Origin of the sequence: Orrella marina, from assembly GCF_003058465.1 — a bacterium.
In the GTDB taxonomy this organism is placed as follows: Bacteria; Pseudomonadota; Gammaproteobacteria; order Burkholderiales; family Burkholderiaceae_B; genus Algicoccus; species Algicoccus marinus.
Genome location: NZ_CP028901.1, coordinates 936,594 through 950,805 on the forward strand (window position 1 = coordinate 936,594; position 14,212 = coordinate 950,805).

Annotated in this window: 9 protein-coding genes and 3 pseudogenes; 5 read left to right on the top strand and 7 right to left on the bottom strand. The window is 53.7% G+C overall.

The features are described from left to right. The first annotated feature begins 802 nt into the window (after positions 1–802). A complete protein-coding gene (locus tag DBV39_RS04165) occupies positions 803–2,503 on the top strand; it encodes an IS1634 family transposase (protein WP_108620478.1) in 1,701 nt (566 codons plus the stop codon). Positions 2,504–2,568: 65 nt separating this feature from the next. Here DBV39_RS04165 and DBV39_RS04170 read toward each other — a convergent pair. The 3 genes and pseudogenes from DBV39_RS04170 to DBV39_RS04180 form a co-directional block, all read right to left on the bottom strand. Further along, positions 2,569–3,331, bottom strand: a pseudogene (locus DBV39_RS04170) (DegT/DnrJ/EryC1/StrS family aminotransferase); the annotation flags it as partial. A 255-nt stretch (positions 3,332–3,586) separates the two neighbouring features. After that, the gene (locus DBV39_RS04175; protein ID WP_108620479.1) at positions 3,587–4,753 is read right to left on the bottom strand and encodes a nucleotide sugar dehydrogenase; all 1,167 of its coding nucleotides are present in this window, start codon (positions 4,751–4,753) and stop codon (positions 3,587–3,589) included. Further along, positions 4,750–5,199, bottom strand: a complete 450-nt coding sequence (locus DBV39_RS04180; protein ID WP_108620480.1) for a MarR family EPS-associated transcriptional regulator — start codon at positions 5,197–5,199, stop codon at positions 4,750–4,752. Before DBV39_RS04180 ends, DBV39_RS04175 begins: the two co-directional genes overlap by 4 nt. 1,026 nt (positions 5,200–6,225) lie before the next feature. Between DBV39_RS04180 and DBV39_RS04185 the strand changes: the two genes are divergently transcribed. Then, a protein-coding gene (locus tag DBV39_RS04185) for an IS3 family transposase (protein WP_456093829.1) occupies positions 6,226–7,487 on the top strand; the annotation gives its coding sequence in 2 pieces (ribosomal slippage) (positions 6,226–6,508 and positions 6,508–7,487; 1,263 coding nt in all). Here DBV39_RS04185 and DBV39_RS04190 read toward each other — a convergent pair. Beyond that, positions 7,484–7,957, bottom strand: a complete 474-nt coding sequence (locus DBV39_RS04190) for a glycosyltransferase family A protein (protein ID WP_159078790.1) — start codon at positions 7,955–7,957, stop codon at positions 7,484–7,486. The genes DBV39_RS04185 and DBV39_RS04190 overlap by 4 nt on opposite strands. 175 nt (positions 7,958–8,132) lie before the next feature. Between DBV39_RS04190 and DBV39_RS04195 the strand changes: the two genes are divergently transcribed. The 3 genes from DBV39_RS04195 to tnpC all read left to right on the top strand — a co-directional run bounded on the left by DBV39_RS04195 (position 8,133) and on the right by tnpC (position 10,521). Then, on the top strand, positions 8,133–8,519 hold the full coding sequence (locus DBV39_RS04195; RefSeq protein WP_159078791.1) for a transposase: 387 nt from the start codon (positions 8,133–8,135) through the stop codon (positions 8,517–8,519). Then, the gene (gene tnpB / locus DBV39_RS04200; RefSeq protein WP_108620483.1) at positions 8,516–8,851 is read left to right on the top strand and encodes an IS66 family insertion sequence element accessory protein TnpB; all 336 of its coding nucleotides are present in this window, start codon (positions 8,516–8,518) and stop codon (positions 8,849–8,851) included. Before DBV39_RS04195 ends, tnpB begins: the two co-directional genes overlap by 4 nt. Positions 8,852–8,952: 101 nt before the next feature. Next, positions 8,953–10,521: an IS66 family transposase gene (tnpC, locus tag DBV39_RS04205; RefSeq protein WP_108623077.1), complete on the top strand. Its 1,569-nt coding sequence runs from the start codon at positions 8,953–8,955 to the stop codon at positions 10,519–10,521. Between the two features lie 155 nt (positions 10,522–10,676). Here the strand turns inward: tnpC and DBV39_RS04210 are convergent. The 3 genes and pseudogenes from DBV39_RS04210 to DBV39_RS04225 all read right to left on the bottom strand — a co-directional run. After that, positions 10,677–11,021, bottom strand: a pseudogene (locus DBV39_RS04210) (transposase); the annotation flags it as partial. Positions 11,022–11,180: 159 nt separating this feature from the next. After that, positions 11,181–12,323: pseudogene (locus DBV39_RS04215) on the bottom strand (IS3 family transposase). A gap of 772 nt (positions 12,324–13,095) precedes the next feature. After that, on the bottom strand, positions 13,096–14,211 hold the full coding sequence (locus DBV39_RS04225; protein WP_108620485.1) for an SGNH/GDSL hydrolase family protein: 1,116 nt from the start codon (positions 14,209–14,211) through the stop codon (positions 13,096–13,098). Between the last annotated feature and the right edge of the window lies 1 nt (position 14,212).

Here is a 14,212-nt window from a genome sequence, read left to right on the forward strand (position 1 = left end):
GCAGTACAGGAATGAACAAGAACGATTCAATCTGTGGGAGGTTCCACCAATCAACGGTACGCTCGTTGACGGGACTGGGATAACCAGCATGGCCGTCTGCCACAGCTTCCTCTTGGTATGTTCGCGAGTTGTGCGAGCCAGTAGGGCGCGATCTTGTCTCTAGACGCCTGTCGCCTTGAGAGTGCTTTTCCCACGCTACCGCCGGGCCGAGCCAGCATTGCTGTCAGCCAGTGGTTCGGAACGCTTTAGTCAAACGCCCCGAAAAATCAACTACGCTCAACCGAGAGACACTCTGCCGGATTGCTCATCTGGTACCAGAAAGTAATCAAGTCAGACAAAGCACCAAGCAGTGCGTATGAATTCGAACGCTGTGTGATTTTCAACGAGAGTGTATAGCATTGCGAGTGAAATTTTTAAGGGTATTTGAACTTTTTTCAAAATATCTCACACACGTTGTCGATGACCCGTTCATGGTGCTCGACGGTGGGGATTGCACGCGTCACAGTAGTGCGCAACAGCGCGATCAAGGTGCGCTGTTGCGGCCAATAGGACGGTGACTTACTGTCTTATGATCCGACGTGGAACTTCGCGTGAGAAGTTCTGATGCTGGCCTGAAGAGTGTCAGACCATGAAGGGGTTCTGTCAGGATTCCTTTGCTCTCGAGTTCGACGTACATTGACCCGGAATCCGCTTCAAGTGACTGAAATGCGGGCAGTTTCGGACGATTTTCTCAGATCTCTGTAGTGGCACGTTTTTTGATAATCGAGTTGTGATTTGTCGTTTATTTGTCTATCATCAACGCATGTTCATCAAGGTCACAAAATCTGGCACGCGCAAGTACGTGCAACTCGTCGAGTCCTACCGGGCTGAAGACGGCTCGCCCAAGCAACGTACAGTGGCGACCCTGGGGCGTCTCGACCAGATGGATCGGTCACTGGAAACCATGCTTCAGGGGCTCCTGCGCGCCACGGGGCGCCAGGCGCCAGAGAAAGTCTCTGATGTCATCGAATTTGAATCCTCTCGCGCCTTTGGTGATGTCTGGGCGTTGAACTGCCTGTGGTCCGAACTTGGATTTGACCGCCTTGGCAAACTGGTGGATCGCGACTCACGAACCGTTGAGCATTTGCCGCTGATTAAAGCCATGGTGTTTAACCGGCTGTGTGACCCGGAGTCGAAGCTGGGCTTGTTGCGCTGGCTTGAGACGGTCACCATACCCGGGGTGGATGAGGTGCAAGTCACCCATCAGCGACTGCTACGCAGCATGGACGTACTCGATGAACGCAGTGAGGGCGTGAACGACATGATGTCCGAGCTGTTGATGCGACTGATTGACCAGGATTTGTCCGTCGTGTTCTACGACATGACGACCATCCGTACCTATGGGCTGACCGAAGGGCTCGATGATCTCAGAGCCTATGGCATGTCCAAAGAGTCGACGATCAACCGGCAGGTCATGCTCGGTGTGGTGCAGACCGCCGATGGTATTCCATTGGCTCATCATGTCTGGCCGGGTAACACAGCAGAAGTCCAGACCTTGCAAAGTGCCGTGGCAGACATTCTGAAGCGCTTTCCCGTCCAGCGCCTCATCGTGGTGGCTGACCGCGGTTTGCTGTCCATGGAAACGCTGGAGCAGTTAAAGGCGCTCAAGGTCAAGGATCGACCGCTTGAGTTCATCATGGCGGTGCCGGGTCGCCGGTACGGTGAGTTTGAGCCCATCCTCTCTGCCCTGCACGAGGATGCAGAACTGGATCTGGCCAACGCCAAAGATGAAGTGACCGGTGAGACTTGCTGGCAAGACGATCGCCTGATCTGGGCGCATAGCCCCAGGGTGGCCGAGCAGGCCAACCGGGCACGCCAGGAGAAAATAAAAGCCATCGAAGACGGTGCCGCCAGGCGGGTGGACAAACTGGACGGTCAGGACACCGGGAAAAAGCACCGGGGACGCAAGCTCTCAGACTCTGGCGCCAAAGCCTGGATGTACAACGAGGTCAAAGAGGCCAGGCTTGGCAAGATCATCAAGGTGGACCTGCAATCGGATCTGTTCAGCTACCAGATCGATGAGAAGGCACTCAAGCTGGCGGAATTGAATGATGGCAAGTTGTTGCTCGTGACCAACGTCACCGACCTCACACCGCCAGAAGTGGTAGCCCGATACAAAGCCCTGGCCGATATTGAACGGGGCTTTCGGGTGCTCAAAGACGAAATCGAGATTGGACCCATCTATCACCGATTGCCCAAACGCATCCGCGCACATGCCACCATTTGCTTCATTGCCCTGATCCTGCACCGAATCATTCGCCAGCGTCTCAAGGCTGCTGGCAGCCCGTTATCGCCACGGCGCGCACTACAAATGCTGTCAGCCATTCAGAAGCACACCGTGCACCTGGGTGCCAACACCACCACTTCGGGGCTGTCCAACATCAGCGCTGAGCAATCGAGCGTGTACACCGCCCTCAAAACCGGGAGACCGACTGCCAGGCACGTGCAATCAACGCTGTTGTAGTGGAGCGTTTGACCCCATGATTTCAAACGTATCAAGCACTTACGTTCTGTCTACGTCGAACTTGAGTTATCTCGATGCGCAGAAGGCATACTACGATACATTGGAAAATCGGAAATTAACGGATAAAAATAACGACGCGCAAAGATATTATTTATTTTTAGTTTTTCGTATAGTTCGTCGCGACTTAGCGGATAGTCCGGATGTACCAGGATAGGGAAATAAGAATAATTTGCAGTAGTCCCTTCTTTATCGTTGACACAGGTAATGCCCTTCACTCCCGTCAAGCCTGAGCACTGATAAGTCACCATGGCTAAGAATACTGCCGCAATGGCATTTGACACCAAATGCATGGGCTGCGTCGTAGATGACTTTGAGGTTGTAGATGTCTGCGATGCGTTGAATAGCATCGACATCACAGGGTCGTCCATAGCAGTGCACTGGCATAATGGCTGTGGTTTGAGGAGTGATCGCGGCTTCGATCTTACTGGGGTCTAAGTTCAGCGTATATGGATCAATATCGACAAATACCGGTTTAATACCATTCCATAGCAGTGAATGCGCCGTAGCAACGAATGAGTAGGGTGTTGTGATTACTTCACCGGTAATTCGTAGCGCTTGCAAGGCAGTGACTAAAGCGAGTGTCCCGTTAGTAAAAAGGCTGATGTGGTTGACAGCCAGATATTCACATAGCTCCTTTTCTAGTTGCTGATGAAAGGGGCCACCATTAGTAAGAATTTTGTGTTCCCAGATTTGCCGCAGGTAGGGAGTGAATTCTTCGATCGGCGGAAGATATGGTTGCGTGACGTAGATTGGTTTTTGGCTAGGCATATTACGGCTTCGATTATTTAAACGTTATACATCTTGATTAGCTTCCTACCTGCGCGCGTCCGACGGTGTTCCCTAGGGCACCTCGATTAACGGTTGATTTTGGCGAACCTGGCGAAGTCAGCGCGACACCTGGCTGTCATCGGCAGCAATTTTCCTGATTCCGCGAGCGATTTGCTCACTTTTTGACCGGATTTCCCTTCGAATCGCCTCGGATTTCGGCGATTCGACCGACTCTGGGCGTCAGAAGGCCATGAATCAGTCGCTACTATACAAATCCCGACTGTAAACCTTGTCTGTCACGTCCCGTATTTCGTCGGTGATACGATTGGCCACAATCAGGTCGGCCTGATGCTTGAAGGCATCAATATCCCGGATGACGCGAGAATTGTAAAACGTGTCTTCGGTCAGAACAGGTTCGTAGACGATCACCTCGATGCCTTTGGCCTTGATCCGCTTCATGATCCCCTGAATGCTGGAGGATCGATAGTTGTCCGATCCCGCCTTCATAATCAGACGGTAGATACCAACGACTTTGGGCCGGCGTCTGAGGACTTCGTCTGCGATGAAGTCCTTGCGGGTGCTGTTGGCTTCGACAATGGCATGTATCAGATTCTGTGGAACCTGCTGGTAGTTTGCAAGCAGTTGTTTGGTGTCCTTGGGCAGACAGTAGCCGCCATATCCGAAGGAAGGGTTGTTGTAATGGTCACCAATCCTTGGGTCCAGGCATACACCATCAATGATCTGGCGGGTATCGAGTCCATGTGTGCTGGCGTAGGTGTCGAGCTCATTGAAGTAGGCGACCCGCATGGCCAGATAAGTGTTCGCAAAGAGTTTGATTGCTTCGGCTTCGGTGCTGCGCGTGAGCAACACGGGCACATCGGGTGTGCGAGACCCTTGCACGAGCAGGTCAGCAAACACCTTCGCACGGTCAGACTCTTCTCCGACGATGATTCGGGACGGGTGGAGATTGTCGTGCAGCGCCTTGCCTTCGCGCAGAAACTCGGGCGAGAAGATCAGGTTGTCAGTGCCAAGTTCGCGGCTTGTTCTCGCGGTGTAACCAACGGGAACAGTGGACTTGATGATCATGACGGCATCCGGGTTGACTGCCATCACATCCTTGATGACAGACTCGATCGATGCGGTGTTAAAGCGGTTCGTTCCTGGGTCGTAATCGGTTGGTGTGGCAATGATGACGAAGTCTGCACCCGTGTAGGCATCATGTTTGTCGAGTGTCGCACGAAGCTGCAAGTCCTGTCGTTGAAGGAACTGCGTGATATCCTGATCCTCGATCGGAGAGACTCTCTGATTGATCAGATCGACCTTTTCTGGATCAATGTCCAGGGCAACCACTTCGTTGTGCTGTGCCAGTAGCACAGCATTCGAAAGCCCGACATATCCATTGCCTGCAATCGTGATCTTCAACGTGATACCCCAGCATCCGGACTGAATACCCCATCATTGTCGACATTAGAGTCCAGATCGCTCTGATTGACTGAAACACCTGGATTCGAACCAGCGATACAAGACTCAGTGGTACTCAACTCCTGGCGAAGCTCCTGTATCTCCTGTTGCAAAGCCGCATGCTCCTGCATCTTTCGCTTTAGAAAACGTCCAGTCATGGCCACCTTCTGAGCCAGACCAGATGGGGTCAGGACGTAGACATACTTCAGCTTGTGCTTGCTGTTCTGATAGTTGGACAGCTTCACAAAACCCTTGTCGATCAAAGCCTTCAGGCAATAGTTCAATCCACCAAGACTCATTCCGAGTTCCCTGGCAAGATCACGCTGACTGACTTCAGGATTCTGCTGAAGAATCCGCAGAATCCTGAAGTCAGTATCTTCCTTGATGTGTATCTGTCGACTTGCCATGTGTCCGGGTTCTACAGAATATGAAAGCTGAGAAATGAAGTCAGTGAAGCAACCGATAAAGATTGCCGAAGACGGAAGAAAGACGGAGTTCTAGAGAATAGGGGATATCGAAGAGGGGAGCACGGCAGAGGAGGTGCGGAAGAGAGCGCACGACCTGGGGATACAGAACAAGAGACTGAAAGTGAAACAAGACAACGAAACTGAAATAAAAGACCAGAAGAAGTAAAAAGAATGCAAACCTGACTGCAAGCCTGAAGCCAAATCCAACTCTACGACGTCTTGCGATGGATAGGCCGATCCAGGCATATCCCCGTGCTCTTTTATATGGCCGCCCGACGTACAAAGACTGCTTACAGGTATGTCTATTGATCCATCCATTCAGACAACGAGCCCCGAGCCCAGACTCACTGAAATGTGGAGGTTGGCAGGAGCGCTGAACGCTACAACTTCAGGCCGATCAGGCGTTCTGAATCGAAAGAATCGTTTTCCGTGAAGAAGCGTTTCCCACGCTACCGCCAAGCTGAGACAGCATCGCTGTCAGCCAGGTGAGGAGGGCACGTCTTTGAATCACACTACTGCAGACTACTAATAATCCGAAGGCTGCGCGTGTACCTTCAACCACTACTACCACTCGTTGCGACCGTTCGAAGAAATAGTTATGTATGAATTCGAACGATAGACGGTTTCCACGTGAGTGTATAGCATTGCGGTTGATACTTTTAGGATTGTTTTAAACTTTTTGCATCGCACTAATACAGGGCATTGCGCCAACGTGCGATACACCCTCAAGATGCCTTCTCGACCCGCCTGACTGAGTGTAACGACCGTTCCTGGTTGCGGGCGCGGACATTTGGGGAGTCTGGATGGGAGCCACCCACGTCGTACCGCTAGCCCATGGACTGTGAGATTTTGTCATATTCCAGAGGTGAGAATCTGCTGTCACCCTTTGCCTATATTTCTTGCTCTCTAAAGTGGACCCCAGTTTTCAGACACCGGTTTAAGCTAATGTCCCTGGAGGGCAATAGCATGACGGAAGGTAAGAAACGCAAGGTTCACAGTGCCGACTTCAAAGCCAAAGTGGCATTGGAAGCCGTACGCAACGAGATGACGATCAACGAGATCGCACAGAAGTTTGAGGTGCATCCGATGATGGTTCGGCAGTGGAAAAAGGAGTTCCTGGACAATGCAGGCAGCGTCTTTGCCAACAAGCGTGGCCCCAAGCCAGTCGAGCACGCCAAGGAGGACGCCTTGTATGGCGAGATTGGTCGGCTCAAGATGGAGCTGGATTGGCTTAAAAAAAAGTCCGGACTATGAGCCTGGAGACGAGAATGGGCTGGATTGATCCGTCGAATAGTCTCTCGCTGGTCAGGCAATGTGCGCTGGCGGGTGTTTCCCGTGCGACCTGGTACAGCCACCAGAGCCTCAAACCCGCGAGTGGCGATGATTTGCAAGTGTGCCACCTGATTGATCAGGCGTACACGCAGCGTCCCTTTTATGGCAGCCGCCGCATGGTGCGCTGTCTGAAAGATCGTGGTCTGACGGTCAACCGCAAGCGGGTACAGCGCCTGATGGCGAGCATGGGGCTGGCTGGGATGGCTCCCGGGCCAAACACTAGCAGGAAGCACCCGCAGAACAGGATCTACCCATACCTCTTGCGTGGTTTGCAGGTCGTCAGGCCGAACCAGGTGTGGAGCACGGACATCACGTACGTTCGTCTGGCACGAGGGTTCGCCTATCTGGTGGCCATCATCGACTGGTACTCACGCAAAGTGCTCTCCTGGCGCATCAGTAACAGCATGGACTCTGCATTCTGCGTTGACTGCCTGGAAGATGCCCTGGCAACTCACGGCAAGCCTGAGATCTTCAACAGTGACCAGGGCTCCCAGTTCACGAGCACGACATTCACCGACATTCTGAAGCGTGAAGAGATACGGATCAGTATGGATGGTCGTGGCCGTGCACTGGATAACATCTTCGTGGAACGGCTCTGGCGCAACGTGAAGTACGAAGACCTGTACCTCAGGGGCTACAGCAGCATGGCCGAGCTGACCGTAGGTCTGGCCGAGTACTTTGCGTTTTACAACACTGAACGACCCCATCAAGGGCTGGGCTACAAAAAGCCCGATGAGGTCTATGCCACCTGCGAAGGCGGTGGCGCGAGCATCCCGGATCACTTCAGAGACACGAGGGGTGAATCCCCCGTTTCGCTACGCTCCACGGGGGATACACCCCGGGAGCAAACAGGGCAGCGCTGTACCGCTGCGGTTGAAGAAATGGACTTAGCTTAAACCGCAACAGATTCTGTCTTGACAACAGGGTCCACCTTAGTGCGAGACTTTGTCAGGGCGCGATTGCGCTGCATCGCGGCATGTGCCACGGATAAGTAGCCGATGTCTTTGCCCACTTCACGCCGCCAAGACAGGCTCCCCGGGATAATTCTTCGATATGACAAAACTTCGGCAATCTCATGGAATCCGAAGCCAGCCAAACGCATCCGAGCAAGCCAATCGACTACGTCGCCACGCTGTCCAGGCTGATCAACCATGTCTCCGACTTGTTCGTAGACTTCCTTGCGAAATGCGATGCCGGATCGATTTAAGCCGGAACGGACTTCGCCTGAGCCATCATCGGGCTTGCCATGATTGAACTGTCTTTGATAGCAGCAAACGACGTGCAATGATGAGTCGTTCGCGAGAACGGCCAACTGGCGTTCCATTTTTTTAGGGTGCCAGAGGTCATCTGCATCGACCGTGGCCACAATCGGGCACCTCGAATAACGGGCGATTTTGGCTGGGCTGACGAAGTCAGCATGCTCCCTGATCGAATGCGACGGTGTTTTTTCAGTTCTGTGGTAAGCAACCAGGGAACCCCATCTTGAGTGCGTGATTCGGATTGACGATCATATCTGCATCGTTTCCCTTGAGGACATGCAGATGAATGACACCCCTGAATCCGCTCCATCCGAGGCACCGGCCACGCGCCGTCGACGTCACTACAGTGCCCAGTTCAAATCCGAAGTGGTCCAGGCTTGCCTGGCCCCGGGTGCGACCACCCTCGGGGTTGCGCAGCGCTACGGATTACGACGTGATCTGGTCGGTCGGTGGTTGCTGAGACACCATCGTCAGACGCAAGCCTCTGGGCCGACCTTTGTCGCCTGGGCACCCACGCCAGAGCAGCGTCCTGCGGATTCCTCTCGCAGGCCCGTTGCACCCGAGCATGTGCGCATCACCTGCTCACGGGGTGACCGTGATGTCTGTGTGGAGTGGCCGGTGGTTGCCGCCGATCAGTGTGCACGATTTCTGCGGGAGTGGCTGCAATGATCTCGATCGAGCAGTACTGGCTCGCGACCGAGCCGATTGACATGCGCGCCGGCATGCAGACCATGCTGGGCAAGGTGGTGTCCGTGTTCGGTTCTGCCAAGGCTCACCACGCGTACCTCTTTACCAACCGGCGAGCCACTCGCATCAAGGTGCTGGTCAGTGACGAGTTCGGGCTGTGGCTGATGAGTCGTCAGTTGTACGAAGGCGCCTTTCACTGGCAGGCAAACGCGTCGGAGGCACGGCTGGAAATGACTCAAAGTCAGTTCGAAGCCCTGGTGCTGGGGTTGCCGTGGCAGCGGGTGTCGCGAGGCGTGATGGTGGCGGCAGCATGACTGGATTCTGGGCCCCATTCTGATCCAGTTTCCCTATATAAATCAATTGGCATATGCTCTAATTTCGGTCCGCGCGAGGGCATGTCATACTGCCTTTCATGATCACCGACACGACCGCTCTCGAGAAGATGGATGCCCAGGCTCTGCGAAGCCTGGCGCGTCAATTGCTCGAGACCGTCGGTACGCAAAGCAAGGCCTTGGACGAGCGGGCCATCGAGATCAAAGACAAAGAGCTCAAGATCGCACAGCTCACGCACGAGATGGCTTTGCATCGTCGCTGGCGCTTTGACAAGCGCAGCGAGCAATTCAAGGGTCTGCAAGGCTCCCTGTTTGAAGAAACCATCGATGCCGACCTGGCTGCCATGCAGACCGAGCTCGAGGATCTGGTCAAGCCTGAGGACCCGAAGCAGGACAAACCGCGTACGCAACCCAAACGCAATCCCTTGCCCGCGGAGTTGCCCCGCACCGATATCTTTCATGAGCCTGCGCACGCGATGTGTGGCTGTGGCTGTGCACTGAAGCGCATTGGCCAGGACGTCAGCGAGAAGCTGCACTACACCCCGGGCGTGTTCACCGTGGAGCGCCACATCCGGGGCCGATGGGCCTGTGTCCAGTGCGAATCGATCATTCAGCAACCCGTTCCCGCGCAGGTTATCGACAAGAGTTATGCCACGCCCTCGCTGCTGGCCCATCTGCTGATCTCCAAGTTTGCAGATCATCTGCCGCTGTATCGCCTGGAGCAGATCTATGGCAGGGCCGGCCTGGCGATCCCTCGCTCGACACTCTCGCAGTGGGTGGGGATTTGCGGTGTGCGCCTGCAACCACTGGTTGATGCCCTCAGGCAGGCGGTTCTGACGCAGGACGTGCTGCACGCCGATGAGACACCGGTGAAGTTGCTCAAGCCCGGTCAGGGCAAGACACACAAAGCGTACCTGTGGGCCTACGCCAGCGGCCGCTTCGAGCCCATGCAGGCGGTCATTTACGAATTCTCTGAGAATCGCTCTGGCGAGAATGCGAAGACCTTTCTGAACGGCTGGAAGGGTCGCCTGGTGTGTGATTACTACAGCGGATATCAGGGCCTGTTCGGAGAAGGCAAGGCGATCATCGAGATTGGTTGTCTGGCCCACGCACGTCGCAAGTTCCACGATCTGTACGAGGCCAACAAGAGCGAGATCGCCCAGCAGGCGCTCACCATGATCGGGTTTCTGTATGACGTCGAGCACGAGGCCCGGGACATGACCCCTGAGGATCGAGGGCGACTACGGCAGCAGAAAGTCAAACCGATTCTTCGAAAGATGCGAGCCTGGCTGGTCTTGCAACGCACCAAAGCCACTGACGGCACGGCGCTCGCACGCGCACTGGACTACAGCATCAAGCGCTGGGGGGCTCTCACACGCTATGTGGAGGATGGTCGCCTGCCGATCGATAACAACCATCTCGAGACCCGCATTCGTCCGGTAGCCACGGGAAGGAACAACTGGCAATTCATGGGGTCAACCCGGGCGGGCAAGCGCGCCGCCGCGATCATGAGCCTGGTGCAATCGGCCAAACTCAATGGTCTGGATCCGTACGCCTACCTGGTTGATGTGCTGGAGCGATTACCCACGCATCCGAACCAGTGCATCCAGGATCTATTGCCTCAGAACTGGAAACCGCAAGCGCAATCCTGATCAACATGGGTTTGACATGACAACGGTCGCTGATGCGACCGTTGTCAATATGGGGTTCACTGGTTGCTTACGTTCTGTGAGCGTCTTTGCTCACTTTTTGACCGGTTTTTGCTTCGGATCGCCCCGGATTTCGGCGATCCTGCCCACGACGGGCGTCAGAAGGCCTTGATTCCTGACTTCTGGAAATAAACCAGCCGCTTGAGGTTGTAGCAAGCCGCCATCATCGTCATCGCGAAACTGGCTCGCGCTTGTCCGATCGTGCGGATCATCTTGCCACCCATCTGCTCAATGGCGCCAAACACGTGCTCAATCCGGGCCCGGGTCTTGGCGATCCGGTGGTTGCGACGCTGCTGGGCTTCAGACAATGGTTTGTTGGCCTGGCCTTTGCGCTGGATCTGGTTGCGGTATTTCTGTTGCTCAAGGAACTCATCTCTGGCCTTGGAGGGATAGCCTCGGTCTGCGTAGACATCCGCACAGGTGTTGAAGGGATCCATGACAGAAGTGGCTCGGTTTAACTGAGCAGGTTGACCCCGATTAATAAGTGCCATGGGGTGGGTTAAGGATGGTGCAGAGTTGTCCAGCAGCGGCGGTCGTGGTCCGTATAAAGACCACGAACGACCGACGCTGTGGTCAACTCGGGGCACACCTGTGACTTCATTTTACGCAGCCTCTGTGACAGGCGGCAATCCTGAGAGCCAAACTTGCTCGGGTGTTTTGCCGTCGAGACTGGAATGACCACGGTCAGTGTTGTACCAGTCGATGTATTGTGCGATGTCCTGGCGTGCAACCCTGACACTTGCATAAGCTCGCAAATAGACACGCTCGTACTTGACTGAGCGCCACACCCTTTCAACAAAGACGTTGTCTCGCCAGGCACCTCGACCATCCATGGAAAGCTTCACGCCATGGTCCAGGACGGCATCCACAAAGTCTTGTGCGGTAAATTGGCTGCCTTGATCGGTATTGACGATCTCTGGCTTGCCAAAGCGGGCATAAGCCTCCTGGAGCGCATCAACCGCATGCACAGCTTCCAAAGTGATCGCTGTTCGATGCACCAGAATACGCCGGCTATATACATCCACCACGGCTGTCAGGTAGACAAAGCCCTTAGCCATGCGGACGTAGGTCGTATCGAGAGCCCACACCTGATTGCTTCGGTTGATTCTCAAATTGCGCAGCAGATAGGGAAAGACCTTGTGCTGAGGGTTTCTCTGGCTGGTCCCGGGTTGCGGCGCCAAGGCTGAGATGCCCATTTTGCGCATCAGTGTTCGCACGTGCAACCGGCCAACCTGATGACCCTGCCTGAGCAAGGCTCGCTGCAACTGGCGTGACCCCATAAAAGGAAAGTCCAGATGCAGTTTGTCGATGGCATTCATGAGCGCCAGATCCGAATCGCTGATCGGCCTGGCTCGGTAATACACCGATCCTCGGCTGATGTTGAGCAATTTGGCTTGGCGGCTCACGCTCAGTTTGTGACGACGGTCGATCATTTGTCTGCGCTCAGCAATCCCGCTTTGGTGAGCGCGCCGCTTAAAAAATCAATTTCCAGCGCCTGTTGACCAATTTTTGCGTGCAAAGGACCGAGATCAACCGGATCCTTCACCTTGGCAGCCGAGCCAAACACGCCAGATGCATTGCTTTAACAGTTGCTTCTTCCACTCGACGATCTGTGTGGGATGCAATTCGAATTGCTGGCACAGCTCAGCTAAGGTCTTATCCTCGCGTAGTGCTGCCAAAGCAACCTTCGCCTTGAACTCTGCACTGAACACGCGGCGTGTACGCCGCCCTGATGATTTGCTCATGTCAGTCTCCTGCCACGGCCCATTTGCCGTGGCGTAAAACCCCAATGATGCACTTATCTCGCCTGTTCAGTTTTGCCGAGCCACTTCTGCAAACGTGGGCGCGATCGGATTGGTACTGCGTAGACTTTGCCCGCATTCTGCGGGAGGGCTATCTTCCTTCCGCAAGTGTCCCACAGCCCTGACGTACTTGGATCCATAAAATCTCTCAAACCGCTGTAATTGCCATCGACTCACCGATATCCCCATTGGTCACGATCCATCCTTTGCTTGTGTCTGGTCTGATACTTACGTTGTAAGTTGCGCTGGCAACTACAGGGCGGTCAGCATGTGACGATCATGGGATTCTCTCGTCTTGCGACTGGTGTCAGAGACCAAACAATTTTGGCGAAAGCACCTAACAGCCATCGAAGTCTCGCCGCTGAGCACCAAAGCCTGCGTCGAGCAACACCAGTAGATGACAAGATCCTGAATACGCGGGTGTATAGCTTCATTCTGACCCCGGGGTCAGGCAAAACGCGAGCCTGTTAAACTGACCGATGGAGTAAAAATCAAATCTGGCACCTGCGCTAGAGAAGGGTGAACTGTTGAGGCTGGACAGTTTTTTGCCTTGACGCGTCTGTTCTTTTGACATCTCGCGGCTTTCTGTAGCTCTTGCCTGCAATGCCAATCGCCAAGCATTGTGTAGTAAGCGACTCGAGGTTGTAGTGGCAAGTAGTTTGTTTCTGGCAAATGAGGTGTCCATGAAAATTAGACCACTACATTCATGTGAGTCCTAGTGAAGACCCAAGGAATAGTTTTTTTTCATGTCCTGACCTGCACGTATCCTCTCCGGATCCTCATTACCCCAAATGCGTTGGAAAAGCGTGTCAGCAAGAAACTTGTTTCCCTCGTCAGAAAGGTGCCCCCCTGCATCCAGGAAATACATTTTGTCGGATGGTAGTGCGTTCGACAAATCGATGAGTTCTGGAAAGTCGAGTCTTGCCAATTCTTGCCGGTAGCGACGGTATACCCGCTGCATCGCTAAAATGTGCTCTTTCGCTTGAGCTGTTTTTAGAAGGTTGTCAATATTGATATTTTCATCATAGGGCGTTGGAAGATAGACAATATGAAAAGGAACACCTTGCTTGCGGCCGAACTCAACCGCTTTCTCTATAGATAGTATTGAGCTGCGAATAGCCAGATCTAAACTTTCGCTGGATGCGCAGGGCTGTATCTTTTCATGGGTAGATTTATCCGCGATTCTGTTGGCCAGATAGACAAAAATATTCGACCGTGAATTCACTGCTGGTGTCTGCTTCGCCTGGCAGTCAACGTATATTTGGTAGCCAACACCGGCGAGGATGACAAAATCCGGTTTACCGTATTTTTTCTGCAAATCGTACCAACGCAGTATGTTGTCCGTCGTCGGTTGACCTATGCCAGCATAGTTGTAAAGTCGGACATCCTTTAGTTCGTTTTCCAGATGCGCAGCAATTGTCTGATCATCAGTGACTCCATAGCCGAATGCCGTTGACGAACCGAGCAATAGCCCGGTGCGACTTACCTTCTCCGGGGGATCTTGACCGTTATAGCGCAAGCCGTCAGCTGCTACATTAATATTTTTTGAGTGATATTCAGCGGCAATATTGCGAATTCCCGGTTCTTGCCTAACCGAAAAGAAACCCGACTCTGGTAGGACAATGTTCTGAGCTAAGCTAGGTTCGGCTGATCGGAAAGGCCACGTCTCAGAAACTTTATGTGTCAAATAGTTTTTAGTGGAAATGGCTAATGGATAGACAATATCAAGAAATCCACCAAGGAGGCAGAGCACGATAAAAAGCTGAAAGAGCCCAGTCAGACTCTTACGGATCCTCGTTCCGATTTTCGACTTTTCTGACTCCTCGCTCATA